Origin of the sequence: Hyalangium ruber, assembly GCF_034259325.1 — a bacterium.
Lineage (GTDB): Bacteria > Myxococcota > Myxococcia > Myxococcales > Myxococcaceae > Hyalangium_A > Hyalangium_A rubrum.
In genome coordinates, this window is the sequence record NZ_JAXIVS010000009.1 from 233838 (window position 1) to 257841 (window position 24004).

The 24004-nt window shown below is 65.0% G+C and carries 19 protein-coding genes; 7 read left to right on the plus strand and 12 right to left on the minus strand.

Features of this window, described 5'->3' with window-relative positions:
* Positions 1–40: 40 nt before the first annotated feature.
* Entirely contained in the window at positions 41–268 is a 228-nt protein-coding gene (locus SYV04_RS25815) for a helix-turn-helix transcriptional regulator (protein ID WP_321548555.1), read from the minus strand.
* Between the two features lie 303 nt (positions 269–571).
* Here SYV04_RS25815 and SYV04_RS25820 point away from each other — a divergent pair, with 303 nt between their 5' ends.
* From SYV04_RS25820 to SYV04_RS25845, 6 genes are all read left to right on the plus strand, one after another.
* Positions 572–2632, plus strand: coding sequence for a serine/threonine protein kinase (locus SYV04_RS25820; protein ID WP_321548556.1), 2061 nt, complete (start codon positions 572–574; stop codon positions 2630–2632).
* A gap of 112 nt (positions 2633–2744) precedes the next feature.
* Positions 2745–3680, plus strand: coding sequence for a DUF2381 family protein (locus SYV04_RS25825; RefSeq protein ID WP_321548557.1), 936 nt, complete (start codon positions 2745–2747; stop codon positions 3678–3680).
* A gap of 94 nt (positions 3681–3774) precedes the next feature.
* Positions 3775–5211 (plus strand): SitA5 family polymorphic toxin, encoded by a 1437-nt coding sequence (gene sitA5, locus SYV04_RS25830; protein ID WP_321548558.1) that lies wholly within the window; start codon positions 3775–3777, stop codon positions 5209–5211.
* Between the two features lie 14 nt (positions 5212–5225).
* Positions 5226–5948, plus strand: coding sequence for an immunity 52 family protein (locus tag SYV04_RS25835; protein ID WP_321548559.1), 723 nt, complete (start codon positions 5226–5228; stop codon positions 5946–5948).
* Positions 5949–6160: 212 nt separating this feature from the next.
* Positions 6161–6379 (plus strand): helix-turn-helix domain-containing protein, encoded by a 219-nt coding sequence (locus SYV04_RS25840; protein WP_479691448.1) that lies wholly within the window; start codon positions 6161–6163, stop codon positions 6377–6379.
* 191 nt (positions 6380–6570) lie between these two features.
* Positions 6571–7722, plus strand: coding sequence for a hypothetical protein (locus SYV04_RS25845; RefSeq protein ID WP_321548561.1), 1152 nt, complete (start codon positions 6571–6573; stop codon positions 7720–7722).
* Positions 7723–7793: 71 nt separating this feature from the next.
* Here SYV04_RS25845 and SYV04_RS25850 read toward each other — a convergent pair whose 3' ends face one another.
* Positions 7794–8321, minus strand: coding sequence for a hypothetical protein (locus tag SYV04_RS25850; protein WP_321548562.1), 528 nt, complete (start codon positions 8319–8321; stop codon positions 7794–7796).
* Positions 8318–8497, minus strand: a complete 180-nt coding sequence (locus SYV04_RS25855) for a hypothetical protein (RefSeq protein ID WP_321548563.1) — start codon at positions 8495–8497, stop codon at positions 8318–8320. The genes SYV04_RS25850 and SYV04_RS25855 overlap by 4 nt, the downstream gene beginning before the upstream one ends.
* A gap of 336 nt (positions 8498–8833) precedes the next feature.
* On the opposite strand from SYV04_RS25855, the gene SYV04_RS25860 reads away from it, so the two are divergent.
* The gene (locus tag SYV04_RS25860) at positions 8834–10498 is read left to right on the plus strand and encodes a hypothetical protein (protein ID WP_321548564.1); all 1665 of its coding nucleotides are present in this window, start codon (positions 8834–8836) and stop codon (positions 10496–10498) included.
* Positions 10499–10566: 68 nt separating this feature from the next.
* Here SYV04_RS25860 and SYV04_RS25865 read toward each other — a convergent pair whose 3' ends face one another.
* The 9 genes from SYV04_RS25865 to SYV04_RS25905 all read right to left on the minus strand — a co-directional run bounded on the left by SYV04_RS25865 (position 10567) and on the right by SYV04_RS25905 (position 24001).
* Positions 10567–13038: a heavy metal translocating P-type ATPase gene (locus SYV04_RS25865; RefSeq protein WP_321548565.1), complete on the minus strand. Its 2472-nt coding sequence runs from the start codon at positions 13036–13038 to the stop codon at positions 10567–10569.
* Positions 13039–13212: 174 nt separating this feature from the next.
* On the minus strand, positions 13213–13719 hold the full coding sequence (locus tag SYV04_RS25870; RefSeq protein ID WP_321548566.1) for a YybH family protein: 507 nt from the start codon (positions 13717–13719) through the stop codon (positions 13213–13215).
* 90 nt (positions 13720–13809) lie between these two features.
* On the minus strand, positions 13810–14247 hold the full coding sequence (locus SYV04_RS25875; protein WP_321548567.1) for a hypothetical protein: 438 nt from the start codon (positions 14245–14247) through the stop codon (positions 13810–13812).
* A 238-nt stretch (positions 14248–14485) separates the two neighbouring features.
* Positions 14486–15046 (minus strand): DUF305 domain-containing protein, encoded by a 561-nt coding sequence (locus tag SYV04_RS25880; RefSeq protein ID WP_321548568.1) that lies wholly within the window; start codon positions 15044–15046, stop codon positions 14486–14488.
* 269 nt (positions 15047–15315) lie between these two features.
* Positions 15316–16401, minus strand: a complete 1086-nt coding sequence (locus SYV04_RS25885; RefSeq protein WP_321548569.1) for a hypothetical protein — start codon at positions 16399–16401, stop codon at positions 15316–15318.
* A gap of 261 nt (positions 16402–16662) precedes the next feature.
* Positions 16663–18063, minus strand: coding sequence for a cupredoxin domain-containing protein (locus SYV04_RS25890; protein WP_321548570.1), 1401 nt, complete (start codon positions 18061–18063; stop codon positions 16663–16665).
* A gap of 10 nt (positions 18064–18073) precedes the next feature.
* Positions 18074–19498, minus strand: coding sequence for a cupredoxin domain-containing protein (locus tag SYV04_RS25895; RefSeq protein WP_321548571.1), 1425 nt, complete (start codon positions 19496–19498; stop codon positions 18074–18076).
* Between the two features lie 255 nt (positions 19499–19753).
* Positions 19754–20794, minus strand: coding sequence for a YncE family protein (locus SYV04_RS25900; RefSeq protein WP_321548572.1), 1041 nt, complete (start codon positions 20792–20794; stop codon positions 19754–19756).
* Between the two features lie 30 nt (positions 20795–20824).
* Entirely contained in the window at positions 20825–24001 is a 3177-nt protein-coding gene (locus SYV04_RS25905) for an efflux RND transporter permease subunit (RefSeq protein ID WP_321548573.1), read from the minus strand.
* Between the last annotated feature and the right edge of the window lie 3 nt (positions 24002–24004).

The window sequence follows — 24004 nt, forward strand, 5'->3', positions numbered from 1 at the left end:
GAGTACCCGCGATGCCGCCCTCAAGGGGGCCCGAGTGACACTACGCTCCTACGCCCGAAGCGCCCAGGAGTACATCGGTCGGGGTTTTGAGGACCTGCGAGAGGAGGGCGAGCGTGGGGACACTGGGCAGCAACTTCCCCCGCTCGAGGCGGCTGAAGGCGAGCGGATTGAGCTCAATGGCCTCCGCAACCTGCTCCTGGGTGAGCCCAGCGCGCCTGCGCGCTTCGCGAACGGCGCTTCCGATGGTTTCTGCCATTCTCAGGGACATGGGAACGACCTCTCGATTGTGAGCGTGAATACCGCGGCGGCGGTGCAGTGGGTTATACTAGCAGGTTAAGAGCCAGGTATACCTGCCAAGTTAGCTCCGTGGCTCCCTCTCAGCAGGTAGCCAGCTGGTGCAGGCGGGTGTTCTGATGCTAGGAGAACTCTGAGGTGCTGACTCTGGTAGCGTCCTCGGAACCATGGAGGGCAAGTCCATGACCGATGGGGCCACGACGATCAGGGCAGAGAGAGGAGCGCCGTGAGCTCGCGCCGCAAGCCCCTGGCGCCGGAGGTAGCGCCCGGAACGGACGTGGGCTCCTATCGTGTCGACGCTCGGCTTGGAGCGGGTGGTTTCGGCACCGTGTTCCGTGCCGAGCGTGGCGGCGAACTCTACGCACTGAAGGCCCTCTCCCTTCAGGAGGTGGGGGAGTGGGCTGAGCGAGAGGTAGTTGTCCTTGCGCGTGTGAAGCACCCCAACGTGGCGCGGCTCCGCGGCTTCTGGCAGTGGCCGGACCATGAGCCGAGGTACCTCGTCGTGGTGATGGAGTACGTACCGGGACGGCGGCTGGATGTGTGGACGCGCACCGAGAACCCGTCAGCGCGCCAGGTGCTACGGCTGCTGCTGGGCGTGACAAGGGCGCTCATGGCTGTCCACCGGGCGAAGGTGGTCCACCGCGATGTGAAGGAAGCCAACATCATCGTTCGTGAGTCGGACGGTGAAGCGGTGCTGGTGGACTTCGGTGTGAGCGGGTGCGAGGAGGCGTCCCGGGTGACGGGAGGGATGATGCCGCCGGGGACGCCGGGGTACCGCAGCCCCGAGGCATGGAAATTTCGGCGCGAGAACAAGGGTGATCCGGGGGCGCGGTATCGGCCCACGCCTGCTGACGACATGTTCGCGCTGGGCATCGTCCTCTACTGGATGCTGACGGACGTGCTGCCCTTCGCTGAGAGTGACATTGAGGGCGTGGAGGCCCTGCTCACGCGCCCACCCACGGCGCCGCATGTGCGCAACTCCCGAGTCCCTCGAGAACTCAGCGAACTGTGCCTGCGGTTGCTGGAGAATCAACCCGAGGTCCGGCTAGATGCGGAGGCCGCGTGCAAGGCGGTCGAGGAATTGCTCACGCTGGAAGAGGCGGTTTGGGACGAGCCGCTATGCGAGTTCTTCAGCGAGCACAACGTTACGACCAACCCAGAGGAAGGTGTGGACGAGGAGGCCCTCTGGTTGAACGAGGTGCGGGAAGCCGAGGCAAGACCTCGTCGAGGGAAGCGCCCGCCGCGTTTGGTAGCGGTGAGCACCCTTGATGCTCCCAAGTCGGCGCCTACTGCCGCCACTGTGCCGCCTGCGCAACAGATTCCCGCGGACCAGGAACTGCTGCCCGAAGCCGAAATCGGGCCCCATGCCTCCATCCAGCATCAGGCTCTTCCTGCGGCGCTGGTTCCGCCGCCCAAGCCCGTCCAGGAGGCTCCTGACGATTCCATGCCCATGCCCTCTCCGCCTGTTCTCGTACCCGCGCTCCCCGGGGCCGCGCCTGCGAGCATGGTGGAGTTGCGGCTGCGCGTTCCATCCATGGGGCGCTGGGGACGCGCGGCGGGGCTGGCTCTCGCCGTGGCCTTGAGCGCGCTCGCCTCTCGCTACAGCGTGCTGCTACCTCCTCCGGCCACGCCCCAAGCACTGCCGGCGCCTGCGGCTCGCACGTTGAATCCAGAGAGCACACGGTTTGATGCGCCTCTGCCTACCTGGGAGGGAGGTTGGAAAGTGGCGTCTCCTCTCAAACCGCTCGAAGCTAAGCGCGGTAGCCTCTTCGGTTTCAAAGAGGCTGGTCCTGTGCCCGTCGCACCTGCCGCGACGCTCGAAGAGGATGAAGCTTCCGTGAGGACTCCGCAGCAGCTGAAGAAAGAACTCCGTGCCGTGAAGAAGGCTCTTGTCATGGGGTCCGCGTGTACGGCCCTGGCCTGCCCTGGTGCTGAGGTGCTCCGCTCCCCAGAGCCCAAGCCGTGCCCACCCGGCGCTGTCGAGGCCATGAAGGAGCGTGGCATCTCTCCGGGTTACGTACATGGAGGGACCTTCTTTCTCGTCCTCGAAAAGGGGCCGCAGGTCACGACCGTAAGTGAGGGCCGGACAAACGTAAGACTTATAGGTCCCTGGGGAACCATGAAGGGCGGAACCATCTTCTCCGGGGAGCTGATCTTCGGGGAGCGTGTTTACGGTCGGCTGACCCAGGCCCGGACGAAGGATGAGTCCTTCCCTGTGTGCATCGAACTGTGGGACGAAGAAGGGGGGCGTGGACTCAAGCGGGAGCCCAACGACGGTCCCAATACTGCTAAGGTCTTCTCCACTATGACGCTGCGGGTAGTGAGCCACTTCGAGTGAGGGTTGTGCAGCGCGCGGCGATGCGGGCCGTGGGCTCCGGAATCCCCTGAAGCGTGGTAGAGGCGGCCGCACAGGACACTTCGCCTGCCGGCCAACCAGGAGATGCGTGCCCGTGCTTGCTTCAGCGCCTGTTGCCCTCACGTTTGCCCTGCTTGCTGGAGTGCCTGACGCGGCCTCGCTGCTGCCACTCCCCGACTGCCAAGCAGTCCAAGAGCGCATCGAGCTGCCAACAGAGCCGGAGAGGAGGGTGCATACGCTGTGCATCAGCCCGGGGATTGTTACGACTTGGATCTTTGATGCTCCGCTTCCCCCCGGGGCGGTGCGCCTGGAGGTGGAGGAACGGGATGTGCTGCTGGTGCAGGCCGGGCGTGTCGTCACTCTCCTGCCTTCGGAGCACCTGCTGCCGGGGCGGCGCTTGAACATGACAGTGCGCTTTGATGACGACGCCGCCCCTGGGGGCACCACCTTCATGCTCGTGGTTCATCCTGCGCGCGCCCTGCGTCAGGTGGAGGTGTTTCGCCACAAGCGCACGGTGGAGTCCTACCAGCAAGTTCTCAAGGCAAAGGAAGAGGAAGCTAAGCAGTGCCACGAGGAAAACGAGCGGCTCCGGGCCGTACAGGGGAGCCCGGTCGGGCTCAAGGGCCTGCGCAGTGCGGGGCTAATGGACGAGAAGGGCGTCGCCGTTCGCTCCATTACCAGCGGCGTCATCGAGCGCCCTGGCAGCGCGCTGAAGCCGTTGCGAGCCACGAGCTATCGGGCAAACGAACGGGTGGCTGTGGAAGTGCAACTGGCGTTGACGATACCGGTGGGTGGCAAGGACTGGGAGGCAGTTGGGGCTGCGCTCGTTGGCATTGGCGGACGTGAGCTGCCTGTGCTGGAGGTGTGGCAGCAGGCGCCCATTACCCCTGGAGAGAAGGGGGAGCATTACGTCATGGTGGAGGCAGATGCCAAGCCGGATGAGGCCAAGGGAACCTTTACTCTCAAGCTCTGGGATGCGGGAGGCACGCGCACCGCAATCCTCGAAGGGGTGACGTTCCCACCGCTTTAGGCATCCGCGAGCCCCGAGATTGACGGGCAGGTAGTGGCGCCCTTGTAATCTCGAGTCGAGCTCCCGGCGCGGGGGCAGGGCCGGGAGGCTCCACATGCCAGGCTGGGCGGTTGTGCTGCTGTTCGCGGTTCTCGTTGGGTGCAGTACCACAACGAAGGTCGTCCGCCTGGACACAGGTCAGGGCGAGCCCATCGTCCACGTTGCGCGCGGAGACGTGGATCCGGTGGAGGTGAACGACGACGAATTCAATGAGGCCGTGGCAAAACACGTGCACACGGTGCCAATCCCTGAGCGGCCTCTGGAGTTCGCCCGCCAACTGTTCGGAGTGCCTGAGCGTAGCGGCTGGTACCGCTACGAGCGGAAGAGCCGACGGCTCTTCCCTCTGGGGGCTGAGAGCGAGCTGAAGGTGGAGATTTCCGCTGCCGACGCGGAGTTGAACCGCCAGTACCTGCTGTGGTGTGGGCGGGCCTGGGGACCATCTTCCAGGGATTGCCTGCGCCTGCTGGTGAACAGCCCCGTGCTGGACGGCGAAGGGAAGTACGCCTTGGCGATGGCCATCTCCCGGGGGGCGGTGTTGGGGGAGATGAAGGAAGCCTTCGGGCAGATGGTGAACCCCGAGGCCGTAGCGGCAACCATCACGGGCGCGATGACGATGTACCTCATGCTGTGGCTGTTGCCCGAGCCCGTATCGAAGGGCGTCGCGGGGCTGATGACCGTGGGCCTGGTGAGCTACCTGGGCTGGGACCTGGTGTGGAAGCTCATCGACGGGTGGCGTGAGATGGTGGCGGCGGTGGACCGAGCCACGACGTTCGAGGAGATCAGGGCCGCGGGAGAGAAGTTCGCGAAGGTGATGGGGGACAAGGGGACGAAAGCGTTCGTGATGTTGGCGATGCTGGCTGTGGGGAACACAGCGGCCGGCATGGCATCGAAGATGCCCACGCTACCAGGCGCCAGGCAGGCTGCGGTGGTGGCCGAAGCGCAGTTGAACATCCGCTATACGGCACCTGCACTTGCCGAGGTGGAGTCAGTCGCTATCAACGCAGAGGGAGTCATCGTCGCGCTGGCCCCCAACGCCGTGGCCATGGCGGCGCGGGGCAACTCAGGCGGCAAGGAAGTCGCGAAGGCCGGGCCGCCCAGTTCTGGTGGTCCAGGTGAATGGGTCCAAGCGGACGAGTACATGTCGGAGAGTTCCCGCAGCTATCAAGCCCAGGTCACGGGAGCCCCCAAGGGCTCCGCCTACCGCGTCAGATGGGGTGACAAGGAGGTGGACTTCGATGGCTTCGACCAGGGCGTGCTCCTCGAGGTCAAGGGCACCGGCTATGCGAAGTGGGTCGATAAGCAGCTGAACTTTTTCAGGATCTTCGAGGGACGGGACAAGATGCTTGGTCAAGCGAAGCGCCAGTTCGAAGTTGCCAATGGAATGCCCATCCGGTGGATCGTCGCCGAGGAGAAGCTAGCGGGCGCGCTGAGGAAGATGTTTAGAGCAGCGCGCCTTGAGATCGAGGTCATCCATGTTTCCCCAACTCCGTGAGGAGCAGCTGCTCGATGATAGAGACCTACTACGCTGGTTCCTACTGGCTCGCCCGGTCCGAATCTGCGGAGGCTTGCGCACAGCGCGCGGAACGTTTCTTCCACCTCTTGGGCCACTGCGACCCGGCGTGGACCAGCTGGTATGAGAAGGCAGGTTCATTCGAGGAAGCACGGAGACGGCAGTTCACGACAGACGCTGCAAACTTCCAGAAGCTGTTCGCCCAAAAGGAGCATGAGATCGGAGATGGCTTCTCGTTTCATTTATGGACGGGCAACAACCTGGAAGAGACGTCCGGCGTCGACGGCAGCTGCGGTTATTCCTCCCGTCACCTGCCGGCCTCCTGCGTGCTCGAACCCTACGATGAGGGTCCTATCGGGGAGCGGGTGCTGACCGCCTCCGTCATGATTGCGGTGTTGCGTGCCATGGCCCTCGCCTGGGAGCCGGAGTGGGGAGTGGTCACCTCGCATCAATACGACGAGCTCGTTTCAGAGAAGGTCATACCTGCGGGCACTTCGGTGGGCTGGGTGATGTACTTCTCTCGGCTGCGTGGCCCTGTGCCCCCACTGCCGGCCCCTGTGCGTATCGAACGCGTGGAGGATAAGGGCACGCTGGTCATCCTCACCCCCGAGAGATTCACCGTCGCCAACCCGGAGCACGTCGCGCTGGCCGCTCGCGTCCACGAACTGCTGGACCGGGCTGGGTTGCTGCGGAGGCTGCAGCCCTGGCCGACAGGTTGACCGCATCGCTGTTGGCTTCGCTCCAACCCGCGTGGACTGCGCCCGTCGTTTACAAGTCACGTCGCTAGAGACGTGGTGCGCTCGGTGTAGGCGTTTCTACGGTCCGCCGCAAGATGCCGCGGCCCCGGGTCGAAAGAAGACGCCGTCCCGAACGGGCGGAGCAGTACGAGAGCGCCGCTTACCGCGATCTGCAGAGGCGGTTGGCGGTGGCCGTGCGGCACCTGCGTGGAGAGAAGGGCTGGACGCAGGAGGAGGCCGCGCACCGCTGCGGCATGACGACGCGCCTCTTCCAGCGTGTAGAGGGCGAGGAGGTGAACCTTACTTTCACGACGCTCGCCAGGCTGTGCGAAGGCTTCGAGGTGGACGTAGTGCATCTCCTCAAGGCGCTCGGAGGGGAGAAGCGCAGGAGCCAGAAGCCTACAGCGCAGTAGGGGCGTCGGCGCCTCGTGGTAAAGGGACTGGGTGCAGCTAAGCCCCCGGACATAGATGTTGATTACCTCGCCGCCACGTAGCGTCGAGCCCCCTCTCTCGGAGGAGAAAGGGAGCGAGTCCAGACATAATGCCTTCACCGCCTACGACAGACCTTCCGCGCCCGGCCTCCTGGGATGAGTTCGAGAACCTCGTGGCCGACGTGCTTCGTGAGAGATGGAGAACGCCGAACGTCACAAGGAACGGTCGCAACGGCCAGAAGCAGTATGGCGTGGATATCTACGGCTCTGCGGCTCACTTACCACATGGCGGCCTTGCCGGCGCCCAGTGCAAGAACACCGATACGCTGAGCTTTGCAGTGGTCGAAGAATGCGTCAGCGACGCCGAAGCGTTCGAACCGAAGATCGCAGAACTACTTGTCTGTACGACGGCCCCTCGAGATGCAAACGTACAGCGAGAAGTGCGACTCCTGGATCAGAAGCGCGCCCAGGCAGGACAGTTCCGCGTGCACCTCCTGTGCTGGGAGGATCTGTCGCTGGAACTGGCTGGGCACCCACGGTTGCTCGCGAAGCACTTTCCGGCATGGTCAAGGCTTGATGGCCAAGACGAGCAGCCCTCCCTCTCTCTCCTCTGGGACTTCAACGGCTCTGCGACCAACGCGGTTCTGTTGGACGCAGTGCCCCGAAGGCTCCTCGATCTGCGAGCGGCCGCTGTGCCGTTCTCTGAGGCAGAACTCGCCAAAGGGGACCTGAGCCCGGATGAGGTTGAGCGCGCGAACCTATACAACGCGGCGGTGGAGAACATGCTCCAAGAGGAAGCGAACAAGGAGCGCTGGCGAAAGCACAAGGCACAGGAGCGTTACGAGCGGTTCGGCGTCAAGGTGGGCGTCAGGCTCGAGAACGACCGGGCACTGGCAGAGGACGTGGTTGGAACGATGATGTTTCCTCAGGAATTTGAGATCTGGGCGGCAGGCGAACAGCCGCAACGCCACGAAGGCGTCAAGTTCCCCGCGCGACCGAACATCGGCGCTGCTCGCAGGATTGCGGAGAAGCTCGCTTTGATGGACCCGTTGCGTGGTCGTAAGTTCCCAGCGATTGCGTTTCCGATGGCTGGCCCAATCCACGTCCGGCTTGTGCCAGATTGGGCTCGCCTGAGAGTCAGCGGAAGCGAGGTAAGCTTTAGCGTCGATAGAATCGCACCGCGTCGTGTGCTGACCCTCAGCGATGAGGATGCGATCACAATCGTGCCTCCAGACAGGCCAGGGGAGTACGAGGTCAAGTGGCGTGTGGACGCCGAGAACCTCCGCGGTCCAACGGAGGGCGTGCTCAAACTGGTCGTTCGGTAGTCGCCAGGCACCAACTCAGAGTGGCCAGCTTCACACCATTCACCGATGGACGGAACGGAACCCATGCTGCGCTAGGGAGACACTGGGCGCTGCTCTCGCTGCTTGCGCCAGCCGTACCGGGTCAGGCCCCGCGGCTTGTAAACCGACAGCGTCGTGGCCACGAGCAACACCAGCAGGGCGGCACCGGCATCGGCCACGAGCTGGATTCTCAGCCCGCGGAGATCGGCACTGGACAGTGTCGTCTCTGCTGCGACGCCTGCCATGTGGCTAATCGGACGCATGTGCAGCAGCAAGATGAGGGTGGCAAGGACGGTTATCAGGAGTTTCACCACGACCCAGTAGTGCCGGAACAAGCCCCACGTGGTGCCCAATGACTGGACAAGCCCGGTGAGCAGTGAAGCGAGGCTCAACGGGACGATGACGAACCACGCGGTCAGCTCCATCGTGAGATAGGCGGCACGCACCATCCGAGCATCCTGGCTGTTCAGGCCAACCACGGAGAGCGCTAGGAAGCTAGCGACCGCACCGAGCCAGCCGACCGAGGAAGTGACATGTGTGGTGAGCGCGAACTTGCGGAGGCCGGGTGTCATGGTCCTCACGGTGTGTGGCTCCTGAAGCCACCGCCGGCGAGGTGTAGGATGACAAACAGCAGGACCAGGACGATGAAGATGGTCCCAAACACGTACACCCAGCGTGGTGTGCTGGGGGGCGATTCGCGGCCGGGCCCCACGCCGGTGTCCCCGTTGGAGTCGGGGTTGGGGGGCAAGTTAGCCATGTGCGTGTCCTCCGAAGCCGCGCGTGGTGGTCGACGTTTCACAATCAGGGTTCTCGCCTGCGGAATTGCCGCCGACAAGGGAGCCGTGCGCAAGGCGTACAATAAGATCGTGAGCCTCTGCCACATCGTACCCGACTGAACTGGTGCTGCTGGTAGCATCGTTGCTCGGTGGCAGACTACAGCATGGAGAGCCCCTTGAGTGAAGGTGGAGAGGCAGTAGCGCCGGTGGTGAGTTCTGACGTGAGGGAAGCAGTGCTCGCACAGAGAGACGAACTCGACCGTGCCGATGCAACCTGTGTCCATCTCTATGAGCGCCCCCGTGCGATACGTGCCTTGATGGAGAAGGCGCTCGCGCGCGGGGGAGAAGCGGCCGCCAAGGAGCTCGCCTTCGAATGCCAGCTCTTCGCATCGTTTGGATCAGCCGCCGGGGTCACTACGCCTGAGAGCGCCCCACAGCTCGCGACTGCTGAGGGCCTCGCCTACTTACGAAGCCGGCTCGCTTCGCCCTCTGCCATCGTGCGTGTACTGGCCGCGCGCTTCCTTTGGCTTGCCGCACGGGCGGAGGTGAAGCACAGCGGGAAGTTGGCTTCGGAAGCCTATCTGGAGTGGTTCAGCGCCGCTGCGGAACGTGCGGTGAAGCACCGCACAGCGGACTGGGCCTCGCAGGCTGTCGATGTCCTCAGTGCAGGGGTCGGCTTCTCGAAAGAGTCGGGCCAGCACGCCGTCCAACTGGAGCTTGCCCGGACCGCCATCCGGTTCGCTAACAGGATGGCGGCCGTTGGCATGGGAGGATGGGTCGCAAGCTGCGCCGAGAGCCTGGTGAAACTGCCGAAGAGGCTACTGAAGCAGTGCGAGGTTGCTGCGCTCATTGAGATTTCCCAGGCCGAGGCCGAGGTCGCTCAGACCACAGGGAATTTCTGGCTGGAGCGGGCGCTCTTGGAGGCTGGTTCGCGTCTGCGCCGTGCGGTAGGGCTGCCAGGCTTGGACGCGGAGGACTGGGCACGGCTTGCCGCCTCCCATGAAAGAGAAGCTGCCGCAGCAGGCAGCGCGATGCTCGCGGAATCGGCGTACAGCGAGGCCGTACATGCCTACCGCATGGCGCAGAAGCCGGATGAGGCACAGAGGGTGTCCTCGCTCCTTGAGCGCTCCTCCGAGCGAGCTCGATCTGAGCTCGGTGAGGTTTCCAGTGACTTCAAAATCAGCACGAAGGTCGTGGAGGACTTCATCCGGCCGTTCGAGCGGAGGAGCATCCCGGATGCCTTGAAGCTGTTGGCGATTCATCCCGGGCTCCGCATGGATCCGGACCGCATCGCTGACGCCAATGCAAAGCTCGCGAAGAGCGCCCCTTTCCAAGCACTCGTTCCGTGGAAGTTACTGGGGCCCGAGGAGACGTTCTTCGCACCCAGGACAGACGAAGGGCAGTCGGTCCTGCGCTTCCAGCAGGCTGCGCTGCGCTGGCTGTCGTTGAATTCCCAGCTGTTTCTCGTGGAGATCCTTCGACGCCTTCGCCGGCGTGGGCTCAACGAGCAGCATCTATTGGAGCACTGCTTCGTCAGTAACATCTTCGAGGGTGCGGACCGGCCACTCCTGGCGCGCGGTGTTCGGCACTGGCTCGCGGGCGACAACCTGTCGGCCCTGCACCTGTTGGTGCCGGCCTTGGAGCGAGTGCTGCGTCGCATGTGCCGCAAGGTGGGTGTGCCGACAATCGCCGTGAAGGAGGATGGGGCAGAGCAGATCTCCATAAACGCGGTGCTTGAGCACCTGAAGCCGCAGCTCGAACCTTCACTTTGGCTGGAGCTGAGCATTGCGCTCGTGGAGAAGGGGGGCTGGTCGATGCGACATTTCATCGCGCACGGTCTCGCCGAGGCGGACTACTTCGATGCGAGCAAGGTGGCGTGCGTCCTTCACCTGTACCTCATGATCAGTGCACTCAGAGTTGAACCGCTGGCGGCTGCCTCTGCCCGAGAGCGCGCGACGACCCAGGATGAATCGACGGGATAGGAATCGGCCGAGGGGCAGGTCTTTGGCTGCCACTTCCCCAGGAGGCCGGGAAGTGGGATGGCGCTCTGTTAGAGCATGACGCGTCGCAGCCGCAGGGCGTTGGCGATGACCGAGACGGACGAGACGCTCATTGCCGCGCTCGCGATCATGGGGCTCAGGAGCAGACCGAAGAAGGGGTAGAGGAGCCCCGCGGCGATAGGCACACCGAGCACGTTGTAGATGAACGCGAAGAAGAGGTTCTGGCGGATGTTGCGCACGGTGCCGCGGCTGAGCCGCTGGGCACGGACGATGCCGCGCAGGTCCCCCTTTACCAGTGTCACCGCCGCGCTCTCCATGGCGATGTCCGTGCCCGTGCCCATGGCGATGCCCACCTGCGCTTGGGCAAGTGCTGGCGCGTCGTTGATACCGTCCCCAGCCATGGCCACCACGCGGCCTTCGGCCTGGAGCCGCTTCACCCAGTCGTTCTTCTCCTCGGGGCGTACTTCCGCGTGCACCTCGTCGATGCCAAGCTTGCGCGCCACCGCGTCGGCCGTGGTGCGGCTATCCCCGGTGAGCATCACGATCCGAAGCCCCTCGGCGCGAAGCTCCTGGATGGCCTGAGGGGTGGACGCCTTGACCGGGTCCGCGACGCCCAGGAGCCCCGCCGCTTTCCCGTCCACCGCGACGAACATGACCGTCTGCCCCTCACGCCGCAGGGGCTCTGCCTTCTCCACGAGTGCTGCTGTGTCGATTCCGAGCCCTTCGAGCAGCTTCGTGTTGCCGAGCGCCACCTGCACTCCGCCGACAAGCCCGGTGACCCCCTGGCCCGTGACGGACTTGAAGCCACTGGACTCGGTGAGGACGGCACCCCTCTGCTGCGCGCCCTTGACGATGGCGGAGGCGAGTGGGTGCTCGCTCCCACGCTCGATGCTTCCGGCCACGTGCAGCAGTTGGGCCTCATCGAAGCCTGGAGCAGGCATCACGGTCACCAGGCTTGGCTTGCCTTCGGTGAGAGTCCCTGTCTTGTCGACGACGAGGGTGTCCACCTTCGCCAGCTCCTCTAGCGCCGCCGCGTCCCGGATGAGGACGCCAGCCTGTGCACCGCGGCCCATGCCCACCACGATGGAGATGGGCGTTGCCAGCCCCAGGGCACACGGACACGCGATGATGAGGACCGCTACTGCGTTGACGAGTGCATGAGCGAGCTTGGGCTCGGGCCCCCACACTCCCCAGAGGAGGGCTGTCAGGGCGGCGATTCCAATGACGAGGGGCACAAACCAGGCGGAGACGGTGTCCGCCAGGCGCTGGATGGGAGCCCGGCTGCGCTGAGCCTCGGCGACGCGCTGGACGATCTGGGACAGCAGGGTGTCGCGGCCCACGCGCTCCGCCTGCATCACGAAGCCGCCCGTGCCGTTGACGGTCCCGCCCGTCACCCGGCTGCCAGCCGCCTTCTCGGCGGGGATCGGCTCGCCCGTCACCATGGACTCATCCACGGCGCTCTCGCCCTCCAAGACGAGGCCATCCACCGGCACTTTCTCGCCCGGGCGGACCCGGAGGCGGTCGCCCACCTGCACACGGTCGAGCGCTACATCCTCCTCACGCCCGTCCTTGTGCAGAAGCCGGGCGGTCTTCGGGGCAAGCCCCAGCAGCGCCTTGAGTGCGCCCGAGGTGGCGTGACGGGCTCGGAGCTCCAGCACCTGCCCAAGCAGGACCAGCGTGGTGATGACCGCAGCGGCCTCGAAGTACACGGGGACCTGGCCGCCATGGCCTGTGAAGGCATGGGGCAGGAGGCCCGGGAAGAGGGTGGCGAAGACGCTGAAGCCGTAGGCCGCGCCCGTTCCGAGTGCGATCAGCGTGAACATGTTGAGGTGCCGATTGCGCACCGACACCCAGCCCCGGTGGAAGAAAGGAAAGCCTCCCCACAGCACTACGGGCGTCGCCAGAGCGAACTGCACCCAGAGCAGGGCCGCTCCTGGTACCAGGCCCTGAAGGGGCTGGCCCGGCACCATCTCCGACATCGCCACCACCAGCAGGGGCAGCGACAGAGCAAGGCTCACCCAGAAACGTCGCCGCATGTCGACATACTCCGGGTCAGGAGCATCTTCGAGGGTGACGGTCCGCGGCTCCAGGGCCATGCCGCAGATGGGGCAGGAGCCTGGCTCAGACCGCACGATCTCCGGGTGCATCGGGCAGACATACTCGGTGCGCGTCTGGACGACCGGCTGCTCCGGCTCCAGGGCCATGCCGCACTTAGGGCAGGCGCCTGGGTGGTCCTGGCGCACCTCTGGGTCCATCGGGCAGATGTACATCGCCCCCGTAGGGGCTCGAGTTGCTGGCGCTGCCGCCGGGGCAGGTGAGAGGTACTTCTGCGGCTCCGCTTGGAACTTCTCGCGGCACTTGGGGTTGCAGAAGAAGTAGGTGTGCCCCTCGTGGACGTGGCTGCCGCCCTTCGCCGTATGCGGATCGACCAGCATCCCGCAGACAGGATCCTTCACCTTGCCTTCCGATAGATGGGGCGGGTGGTGTCCGGTGTGGGACTCGGGATGGTGGTGAGTCGTCATGGCGATTCCTTTCATCCAGGGTGACGCAGCACCTCATTGGGTCTTACAGCCCCCAGAGAATCAGTGGCTGCGGTGATGTCCGCAGCCTGCGCCTGCCTACCCGCCTGCCCTGTCGGTCCGTGCGGCTGAAGAACGTCATGGGGCCTGTTCCCGAACAGCTGCTGTCTTCTATGGCTACGGTTTGGCCTGGGTCGGGGCTTGCGGCGCCGGGCGGCGACGCGACGAGGTGTGGGAGTGGCGGATCTTCCAGCTCCCGTCCTTGTCCTTGACGAGCACCATCGTCTCCAAGCCCGCGCTGTCGATGTCGCGGTCCTTCATCTTCGCCTTCAGTGTGTAGGTCGCCGTGACCCATGCCACCTTGGCACCCTTTTCGGGCACATGGGGCGTCACGTCGACCAGAGCGAACTGCAGGTTCTGAAATTCCTTCAGCTCGGGACCGAGGTGATGATCGCGGTATGAGGCCCAGCCGTTGTCGATGCTGCCGCCCTCGTAAATGGTGGCCTGCTCATCGTAGAAGCTTCCGAGCGCCTTGAGATCCTTCGCGTTGAGCGCGGCGACGTAGCCCTCAAGCCATTTCTTGATCTTCGCTTCCTCTTGCGCATCCTGGGCCTGAGCGGGTGATGCAACGAGCGCCAGGATGGCAACGCCGAGTGCGGCGACACGTACAGCAATACGATGCATGGAGTCCTCCGGTGGTAAGTCCGTCCTGGCTCAGATGGGTGGGGGGCGGGGCTGCTGGCGTCAATGCTGATGCCCGGAGCCGTGGTTTCCCTAGCCGTGGTGCTCGTCGTGCTTAGCGGGGGCCTGCGCTCCCGTGAAGGTGAAGCGGGCGCTCTGGGTGGTGCCGCCGACCGAGACAGTAACGATGGCGGTGGCCTTGCCCTGGGCCGCGGTGAGCTGCTTGCGGACGTCGTCCGGCAGAGAGGCTTCCAGCGCATTGCCGCGCGCAGACAGTTGGAGCTCCTGCTTCCCCTTACCGACCAGCAGCACGGCCTTGGCCTCCTTGGGAGGAGCCACGGTCCGCTCCTTCTCGTCGAGGACGTAGACAACGAGCTTGTCGGCCTCGAGGAGCGCCTCGACGTGGCCCTTGCCGGCGGTCTTCACCTGGCCGCCGTGAGGGGAGCCGTGGGCATGGTCCTCCTGGGCCCCAGCGCTGCCTACGCAAGCCAGGACGGTGAGCGTGAAGAGACGAATCAAGGTCTTCTTCATGGATGGCACTCCGGAGCGTGGTGCTGCAAGGCGCACCTTCGGTGGACTGAACTCTCGAAGAAGCAAAGCGCTTGCCAAGGCATGGCCTGCTTGGAAGCGCTTGAAAGAGCAAGGTCAGCTCCCTCGATTCCGCTCATTCGGTAGGCCCGGCTAGTGATGGTTTGGGTTACACCGTGATGACGTGGAGCAAGACTGCAGAGGAGGCGCGCCCCTTCAGCCTCAAGTGAATCCTGGCCAGCTACGGCTGGCTGCCGTACCAGCTTTTGCGCCACTCGATCATCCTGCCGATTTCTTCCGACTGCGCGTCGATGATGGCTCGGGACATGGAGCGGATCTGCTCGATATCGCTGCGCTGGAGAGCAACCGTGGCCATCTGAATCGCCCCTGCATGATGGGGGAGCATCGAGTCGATGAAGGCTTTGTCGACGTCCGGCTGCTGGGCCATCTCGGCGGGCATCAGCATGCCGGCGTTCTCCATGTCGGCGTGATTCATCATCGTTGGCACTTCGGAGGTACCGAAGTGGGACTGCTTGAGGGCCTTGAGTTCGTCGATCTCCTTGCGCTGGTCCTCGATCATCTTCGCGGCGAGCGTTTTGAGCTCCGAGCGGGTGCCTTTCTGCTGTTCAACCTCCGCCATCTCGGTGGCCATCTGATGGTGCGCCGCCATCATGTCGATGAAGCGCTCATCCGAATAGCTCCCGTCCATGACTAGCCGCTCGGGCGCCATCTCGTCGCCCATGTTCAACCCCTTGTCGTCTCCGCAGGCCACGGCGAGCGTGACAACGGCGAGCGCGAGCACCCTACCCAGCTTTGACGGTGTCATAAGCCTCCCATGTAGCGGCATGGTCGGCTGCTCCTCCCCTTCGAGGCGCAGGGCATACCGCTGAGCTACGAGGGTGTTCACTGCCTGCGGGGGTGCCATCTGTGACGTAGAGCGTCACGTATTCAAGGGCAGGGGCTCTGTCCCGTACTCGCCGGAGCGCAGGGCAATGTCCAAGAGCCCATCGCAAGCCCGCTCTGGTCCTCGCGCCTACTGCGGCCTCTCGAGAGCCAGTATTCGAAGGAGGATCACTCCGTGAAGTTCGCGTTGGGCTGCATCTGGAAGACCCATAGAGGAAGCACGCTGCGCGAGTAGTCGAAATCTGGTGGGATGAGGTTTGTGTACTCGCCAGGCTCGAAATCCGTGCGCACGCCGGCAATCCGTCCCTTCCTCATCGTCTTGTGGTGGTAAAGCCGAGAGAGCATTCCGCTCAACGTTCCGACGACGTCGAAGCCTTGTTTCTCCTGCTGCGAGCTCTCAGGATCAGGTTCAACGGGGATCTCCACGGCGACAATTCCCCCGTGTTCATCCGTCTCCACGCGTTGCTCCCCTTCTTGCCATCTCCCGTAAAACATGAGGAAGGCCGCGATGCGCAATTCAGTGGGGTCGGTAATCCGTCCATGATCCGAATAGATCCCGACCGACTGAATCTCCAGGAGTTGTTTCTGGCGGCGTGCAGGTCGACCCTTGCGAGTGAGCTGGGCTCCAGAGATGGGCTTGGTCTCCACCCGAAAGCGTAGTGGGGCTCTGGATGCTACGCTCAGGTCACCAACGAGAGCCATTTCGTTGACGGCTATTGCCTTTTTGAACGTAAGGCTGCGCTGTCCACCGGTGTGCGCGAGATGGTGCTCGCGCACCAGAGTCCAGGTGCTCCAGCGCGCCCAGTAGGTGGCGAAGAACAGCTCGCACCTCATTGCGTGAGCATATGCCGTGAGTTCCATCACATAATCCGACTTGAATGTCTGCGGCTCGAAGCCCCCCTTCTGATGGTAGTTCTTGACCTCCGCTAGCGCCTGGGTGTCGTCGGCAAGGAGCAGCCGGAAATCAGGGGGACGTATGGCATGAGGGAGCTTGTGAAAGACGTCCCCCTCATCCTCGCGCTTGAGCAGCTTCACCTGACCGAGTGTGGCAACCACCATCTCGAAGAGTGCCTCGGTGCGCTGGCCGTGGAGGAAGGTCGGGCTCGCCAGGGAGGCTTTGGTAGACGCCTTAATGTTGTCGATGAAGCGACGGAGCGCCGCCCGGTGGTTCAGTGGAAGCTTGGCCTGCTGCAAATGGTGCGCGAACAGGGCGAAGGTATCGAAGCGGAGTGGATCTCTGGGAATGCGCTTCACCTGCGTGAACCTCTGGCGTGGTCAGGGAGCGGGCTGCACCTTCCGGATAGCACGCTCAGGCTGCAATGAGAGTGTGCAGTAGACACGAGGTGCTGCCGAACAACACACCCACTCCCGCTTGGGACCCGGTACGCTCCCTCATCGATCAGAACTGCATGTGGGGTTGCCGCAGCCCCTGGGCAGGGCACAGATGGAGGTGGTGTAGCCCACGGGGCCGCGGTAGCAGGGGTTGTTTGTGTGACTCGGATGCTGGGAAGAGGCTCAGTCCTGTACGACGAGGGTCCCGCGCATCATGTCCATGCCGCAGCTGAAGGCGAAGGTGCCGGTCTTCGTGGGGGTGAGCAGCACCACTGTCTCCTTCAGCGGGGTCAGCTCCTGCTCGATGCCGAACTCGGGGATGCGCAGCTCGCGCGAGCACTCGCTGGTGTCCTTGCGCAGGAAGGTGAGCCGGGCGGGGACCCCCTTCTTGAGGACGATGCGGTCAGGGGAGTAGCCGCCCTGGACCTCCACCTTCACCGACTGCACGCCACCCGTCTCAACGGTCGTGGAGGGCGGGGTGCCCCCCGGATCGAGGAGGAGCGTGATGAAGTAGTCGGGATCCTCGGGTACCGGAAGCCGGACGGTGGCTTCGAGCTGGGAGGTGCCGAAGGGGTCGAACCTGGCCGAGAGGAAGTCCCCGCCAGCAGAGGGCACCAACTGCGCCGTCTTCGCGGGGGAGGCCCCTGACACAATCTCCACCTGGCCCTTCCTGCCCGTCAGTGGCACTGGGCGGCGGAAGGCGTCGGTGAGGTACACGCGCACTTCCCCTTCCTTGCGTGCCAGCACCTCCAGGTGGAGGTCTCCGATCATCACCACCATGCCGCCCTGGAGCGGGGTGTGGTCGTGCTCGGGGGTCACCGCCGTCACTTCCATGCGGGCCGGCTCGCCCTCCAGGGGCTTGCCCGACAGCGACACCTTGCGACCCACGTGGGGCACTAGCTTCGCCAGCGAAACGCCATTGGCCGGGATGAGGGCGCGGGGAACCGCCTCGCCCTCCGTCGTGAAGAGGAACACCTGCCCGTTCACACAGGCGGCGGCGAGTGGGCCACCACCAGCAGGGCAGGGCTTCGTCGACAGGGTGCCTAGCACCGAGCCCGGAGCCCCATGCGAATGCGCTGGTGTGCCCGGGGCATGAGGGTGTCCGTCGCCGTGTCCTCCCGCTTCGAGGTGCAGGGCGAAGCGCGCCGTCTGGGTGGCTCCGCCGGTGGTGACGCTCACCACGGCGGTGGCGTGCTCGGCTTGGAATGCCGCGCCCTTGCCCTCCAGGTGGTCTCCAACGGGGGCGAGCTTCACGTCCGCGTAGCCAGGCACAGTCAACTTGAGCGTGCCACTGGCGCCGGTGATAGAGCGTACCGCGAGCTGTTCATCGAGCACGTACAGCTTGAAGGTGCCGTCCTTGCTCGCGACGAGCTCAAGGTGCCCCTGGCTGGTGCTCTGCACGAGCCCTCCATGCGGAGCCTCATGGGCGTGATCCTGCGCCGCGTGGCCTTGGGCGGCCGGGGTGCGGCCGCCTTTCTCCGCGCTGGTGCCGCTCGACCCTGGAGTCTCTGGCGTCTTGGACTTCTCGCAGGCCGCCAGCGACAGCGCGGCCATCGACAGCATCGCAACCCACGTGCGTGTCATGGACAGTTCCTCACTGGACGACGATTGCGCCGCGGTACATGGCCATGCCGCAGGTGAAAGTGAGTTCTCCGGTCTTCGGCGGATCCAGCGTGACCGTAACCGTCTGCCCCACGGGCAGCTCTCGCTCGATACCCAAAGCGGGGAAGACCACCTTGTCCCCGCAGTTCTTGGCGTCCGTGCGCTGGAAGGCGAGGGTGACGGGTTGGCCCGGGCGGGCCGGGACGCGAGAGGGCTCGAAGCCGGCGGCGCTCACCTTCACCAGGATGGCGTTCGCGGGAGCGGGAGTCATCGCGCCCTGCGCACCGTGTCCAGTGTGCTTGGGCGCTGGGCCTGCCGCTTCAGCCACGCGCACGACAAACGGGACGGTGATGACCCGCCCGCCGCGCTGCAGCTGGGTCCACACCTTGTAGAGGCCGGCGCGTGGGAACGACGTGTGCGCGCTCACCTCCGAGGGACTCTTCCCGCCGGGCGCTCCCTGCTTGTGCGCGTGGCCGGCCATGGTGCCGCCGCTGGGCTCCTGTGCCTCGAGTGGGTGGGCGTGGAGGAAGTCCTTAGTGTCCTCGCTGAGGATGACGAAGTGCGCGAGCGCTCCGAGGTAGGGCTGCAAGTCCGTCACAGGCTTACCCGTCTTCGCATCCGCCACGGCGAAGCGCAGCAGGGCCTCCGAGCCCGCGCGCAGCGGTTGAGCGGTGCTCATCGTCACGCGCACCCCCTCCACCGTCTTGACGGGGGTAGCATCCTCCTTGAGCCGGGCCGCTGGGCGGGGGGGGCCTTCCACGGTGAGATCGATCTGGTCCACCACCTGCGGCGAGCCGCTCGGGGTGTAGTCCGCGTAGAGCTTGTAGGCGCCGCCGCTGGGGAAGGTGTGCCGCACCTGGTAAGTGCCGTCCGGCTGGGGCTGCGGGTGCAGGTGGGCGAACTCGGCCAGGTCGCGGGAGATGGCGAGCAGGTGCATCGGCTTCTCATGCACCTGCGGTAGCTCGCGGACGAGGGTGCCCTTCGCATCCTTGACGGAGAAGGTGAGAGTCACTGGCTGGCCAGCCTTGACGCTGGAGGGAGTGGTCTTGAGCTCAGCGCGGAAGCTGGGCCGGGTCCCGGTCTCCGCCCCGCCGTGGGAGTGCGCCATGCCGCCGTGGTCTGCTCCTTGCCCACTTCCCTCGAGGTGCAGCGCGAATCGAGCCGTCTGCGTAGTGCCCCCGGTCGTGACGCTCACCACGGCGGTCGGGTGCTCGGCCTGGAAGGCAGCCCCTTTGCCCTCGAGGTGGTCTACCACAGGGGAGAGCTTCACATCCGCGTAGCCAGGGACGGTGAGCTTCAGCGTCGCGCTCGCACCCGCCACGGACAGCGTCGCCAGCTTCTCGTCGAGCACGTACAGCTTGAAGGTGCCATCCCGTCTAGCGACGAGTTCCAGATGCCCCTTGCTGGTGCTCTGCACGGCGCCTCCATGCGGCGCGTCATGAGGATGGTCCTTGTTTCCAGCTCCTTGAGCTTGCCCCCCGCTGTGCGAGCCGTGGGCGCCGCTTGGGGCAGGGGAGGGAGTTGCCTGGGGTGTTGGCTTGGTGCCTGGAGTGGCGTGAGAGCCTTCATGCGCGTGTGCGGCCCGTGCGGCTCCCAGGGAGACCACGCCAAGCGCGAGCAGGACATTCAACAGGTTCTTCATGGTGCGTTTCCTTGAGTAGAGCGAATGGAGTCAGTTCTTGCGGAAGACGAGGCCGTTGGGCTTGTCTCCGACGGTGAGGGTCTTGCGTACAGAGCGTGAGGCGACATCCACCACGCTGACCGTGCCCGCGGCTTGGTTGGTGACGAAGGCCGTCACGCCATCCGGCGAGAAGGTGATCGCGTGAGCTCCTTCGCCGGTGGTGAGCTCTTGCAGGCTTGTCGTGGTCCCCGCCGCGAAGAAGATGAGGCGGCCGTTCTCCGTGTCCGTGACCCAGAGTTCCCCAGTGGGAGCTGTCGCGGCCATGGCCGGGGTGAAGCCCAGGGCATAGGTATGGACGACAGCGTGGGTGCTGGCGTCGATGACGGTGAGGCTCTTGCCGTCCTCGTTGTCGACGTACATCAGCCCGTCGTTGCCGGGCCAGGCACCCACGGGGTTCGCCCCCACCGGTACCGTCTTCACCACCGTTTTCGTGGCCGCATCGATGACGGTCACGTTGTCGGAGGCACCGTTGGCGACGAAGGCGTACTTGCCATCTGGCGAGAACGTCACCTCAGCGGGCATGTCCCCGACGTCAATGGTCTGCCGGGGCGCGAGCGTCTTCGCGTCCACCACGACAACCGAGCCGGGCATGGTCATCTGGGCCGTCCACACCTCGGTGCCGTCTGGCGAGAAGGCGCCATTGTGGTTCATCGCATCGAACTGCCGGGCTGCTCGCGTGGCCCCGGTTCGTGCATCCAGCAGCAGGAGTTTTCCCTTTACGCCATGCCCTGCATGGCCGCCTCCATGGCCTTCGCTCAGGTCCGCGCCGGGGATGGCCACCACGAGGGAGTCCCGGTCAGGGCTCAGGCTGATGTGGTGCGGAAAAGGGGAGTCCTCCAGGCGGATGGTCCCCAGGCTCTCCAGGCTGGCGGCGTCGAGGACGCTGATCATGCTGCTGGCGCCGTTGACGACGAAGACGGCATCCCGATCCACTGCCTTGATGGGGACGCTCGAAGAGTCTCCACCACACCCCCATAGGGCCACGACCGCTAAGGGAAGCACTGCTGCCAGGATTCGCTTGAGGGTCTCCATGAGGGTCGTCCCTTCCTTGGGAAGTGAGGGTTAGTGCTGGGCAGCGGTTCCTGTGTCGAATGAGGTGCCCTCGGGGGATTCGCTGGCCAGCTTCTTCTGCCGCTCGGCGCGGGCGGCGAGGAACTTCTCCAGCGCCGGCCGACCGAACTTGAAGAACACGGCCGGCGTCACCGCCATGTCGAGCAGCGTGGAGCTGATGAGGCCACCGAGGATGACTGTGGCCACCGGGTGCAGGATCTCCTTGCCCGGATCCCCAGCCGCGAGCACGAGGGGGATGAGCGCCAGCCCCGCGGTGAGCGCCGTCATGAGCACCGGCACCAGCCGCTCCAGGGAGCCGCGCACGATCATCTTCTCGTCGAAGTGTTCCCCCTCTACCTGCACCAGGTGCATGTAGTGGGAGATCATCATGATGGTGTTGCGGCTGGCGATGCCGCACAGGGTGATGAAGCCCACCAGCGTCGCCACCGAGAGCGTTTGGGTGGTGAGAAGCACCGCCGCCACGCTGCCGACCAGAGCCAGCGGGATGTTGAGCATCACCTGGAGCACCAGTGTCACCGAGCGGAAGTGCGCGTAGAGGACGAGGAACATCCCCGCCAGGGAGAACAGAGAGAGCAGGCCGATCAGCCGCGTGGCTGCCTGCTGGCTCTCGAACTGTCCCTCGTAGGAGACGAAGTAGCCCGTGGGCAACTGCACCTGGTCCGCGACACGCTGCCGGATATCACCCACCACGCCGCCGAGATCACGCCCGGACGTGTTAGCCATCACCACGATGCGGCGCTGGATGTTGTCGTGGTTGATGACGTTGGGGCCTCTTCCCTCCTCGACTTCAGCGATGGCCGACAGCGGCACCTTCGCCCCGGAGGGCGTGTCCACCAGCGTGCGCCGGAATGCGTCCACGTCCGCGCGCGTCCTCTCGTCGTAGCGCACGAGCACGTCGAAGGTGCGCTGGCCCTCCACCACCTGGGACACCACCTTGCCGTTGAAGGCTGTCTCCAACAGCTCCGCCATAGCCCCCGGCCTGACGCCGTAGCGTGCGGCCTCCTCGCGCTTGAGGCGGATCTTCAGTTGGGGAATGAGGGTCTGCTGCTCCACCTGGAGGTCAACGACGCCCGGCACCCCGGCCATCACTTGGCGGACCTCCTCCGCCTTCTGGCGCAGGGTGTCCATGTCGCTGCCGAAGAGCTTCACGGCGATCTGCGCGCGGATACCGGACAGCAGGTGATCCAGCCGGTGTGAGATGGGCTGGCCGATATTGGTGGCGACCCCTGGCAGCTGGTCGAGCCGGTGGCGGAGGTCTTCCAGCACCACCTCGCGCTCACGGCCACCGGCTTTGAAGTCAACATCGATCTCCGTGTAGTGCACGCCCTCCGCGTGCTCATCCTGCTCGGCCCGGCCGGTGCGCCGGCCCACCGAGGCCACTTCGGGCACGGCCTTGATGAGTTGCTCGGCCAGCGTCCCGATGCGATTGGACTCCTCTAGCGAGGTGCCGGGCTTGGCCAGGAGGTTGATCGTCGCCGTGCCCTCGTTGAAGGGCGGCATGAACTCGCGGCCGAAGAAGGGCACGGCCGCCAGCGCTGCTACCACCAACACCCCCGCGATGATCATCACCTTGTACGGGTGGGCGAGTGTGACGTGGAGCAGCCGCCTGTCCTGCTGCTTGAGGAAGCGCACCAAGAAGCCGTCTTTCTCGTCTTCCATGTGCTTCATCTTCGGCAGCAGGTATGAGCAGAGCGCGGGTGTCACCGTGAGGGACACGAAGAGCGAGGCGATGATGGAGATGATGTACGCCAGGCCGAGCGGAATGAAGAGCCGCCCCTCGATGCCGCCCATGGCGAACAGGGGGATGAAGACGAGCACCACGAGGATGGTGGCGAAGACGATGGAGTTGCGCACCTCGCTGGACGCCTTGTAGATGACCGTGAGGACCGGCTCCGGGTCTGGCTTGTGCCGGTTCTCCTTGAGGCGCCGGAAGACGTTCTCCACATCGACGATGGCATCGTCCACCAACTCGCCGATGGCCACCGCGAGGCCGCCCAGCGTCATCGTGTTCACCGAGATGTCGAACGCTTTGAGCACCAGGCCCGTGATGATGAAGGACAGCGGGATGGCGGTAAGGGTGATGGCCGTGGTGCGGAAGTTGAGCAGGAAGAGGAACAGGACGATGACGACCAGGATGGCGCCGTCACGCAGCGCCTCCACCACGTTGTCGATGGCCTTCTCGATGAAGACAGCCTGCTTGAAGAGCGTCTGGACCTTCACGTCCGCGGGCAGGGTGCGGCGCAGCTCTTCGAGTGAGGACTCCACCTGCTTCGTCAGCTCAATGGTGCTGGCCCCCGGCTGCTTCTGGATGGCCATGATGACAGCGGGCGCACCGTTCATTCCGCCGTCTCCTCGCTTCACCTGGGCTCCGAGCTTCACCTCGGCCACCTGCCGCAGGCGGATGGGCACGCCCTCGCGGAAGGCCACCACCGTGTCGGCCAGCTCCTCCACCGAGGAAGTGCGGGCCAGGTTGCGCACGAGGTACTCCTGGCTCTTGCGCTCGAGGAAGCCGCCCGTGGTGTTGCTCTGGGCGAGGCCCGCGGCCTCCTCCACCTCTTGCAGGGTGAGGTTGTAGGCCAGGAGCTTCCGTGGATCGACGAGCACCTGGTACTGCTTCACCCCGCCACCCATGACCGTGACCTGAGCGATGCCTGGCAGGGTGAGCAGACGCTGGCGGATGACCCAGTCGGCCAGGGAGCGGACCTCGAGCGGGGAGGTCTTTCCCCCTTCGCTCTGGATGCCGAGCAGGAGGATCTCGCCCATGATGGAGGAGATGGGGGTGAGCGTGGGCGACACGTCGCGTGGCAGCCGCTCCTCGGCCACCTGGAGGCGCTCGGCGACGAGCTGCCGGTCCAGGTAGATGTCAGTGCCCCAGTCGAACTCGACGTACACCACCGAGAGGCCCACGCCCGACGTCGAGCGCACGCGCTTGACGCCCGGGGCGCCGTTCATCGCCGTCTCGATGGGCAGCGTGACGAGCGTCTCCACCTCCTCGGGAGACAGCCCTCCCGCCTCCGTCATCACCGTGACGGTCGGGCGGTTGAGGTCCGGGAAGACGTCCACCGGCATCTGGAGGACGACCCAGGTCCCCCAGACGAGGAGCGCCGCCGCCGACGCGAGGACGAAGATGCGGTTGCGCAGGCTGAACTGGATGATCCAATCGAACATGGG

Excerpts from the sequence above, each read along its gene's own strand:
- SYV04_RS25865 (WP_321548565.1), bottom strand. The coding sequence starts at position 13,038 with ATGACGACTCACCACCATCCCGAGTCCCACACCGGACACCACCCGCCC.
- sitA5 (WP_321548558.1), top strand. The coding sequence starts at position 3,775 with ATGCCAGGCTGGGCGGTTGTGCTGCTGTTCGCGGTTCTCGTTGGGTGC.
- SYV04_RS25890 (WP_321548570.1), bottom strand. The coding sequence starts at position 18,063 with ATGACACGCACGTGGGTTGCGATGCTGTCGATGGCCGCGCTGTCGCTG.
- SYV04_RS25870 (WP_321548566.1), bottom strand. The coding sequence starts at position 13,719 with ATGCATCGTATTGCTGTACGTGTCGCCGCACTCGGCGTTGCCATCCTG.
- SYV04_RS25900 (WP_321548572.1), bottom strand. The coding sequence starts at position 20,794 with ATGGAGACCCTCAAGCGAATCCTGGCAGCAGTGCTTCCCTTAGCGGTC.
- SYV04_RS25905 (WP_321548573.1), bottom strand. The coding sequence starts at position 24,001 with ATGTTCGATTGGATCATCCAGTTCAGCCTGCGCAACCGCATCTTCGTC.
- SYV04_RS25875 (WP_321548567.1), bottom strand. The coding sequence starts at position 14,247 with ATGAAGAAGACCTTGATTCGTCTCTTCACGCTCACCGTCCTGGCTTGC.
- SYV04_RS25815 (WP_321548555.1), bottom strand. The coding sequence starts at position 268 with ATGTCCCTGAGAATGGCAGAAACCATCGGAAGCGCCGTTCGCGAAGCG.
- SYV04_RS25835 (WP_321548559.1), top strand. The coding sequence starts at position 5,226 with ATGATAGAGACCTACTACGCTGGTTCCTACTGGCTCGCCCGGTCCGAA.
- SYV04_RS25855 (WP_321548563.1), bottom strand. The coding sequence starts at position 8,497 with ATGGCTAACTTGCCCCCCAACCCCGACTCCAACGGGGACACCGGCGTG.
- SYV04_RS25860 (WP_321548564.1), top strand. The coding sequence starts at position 8,834 with ATGGAGAAGGCGCTCGCGCGCGGGGGAGAAGCGGCCGCCAAGGAGCTC.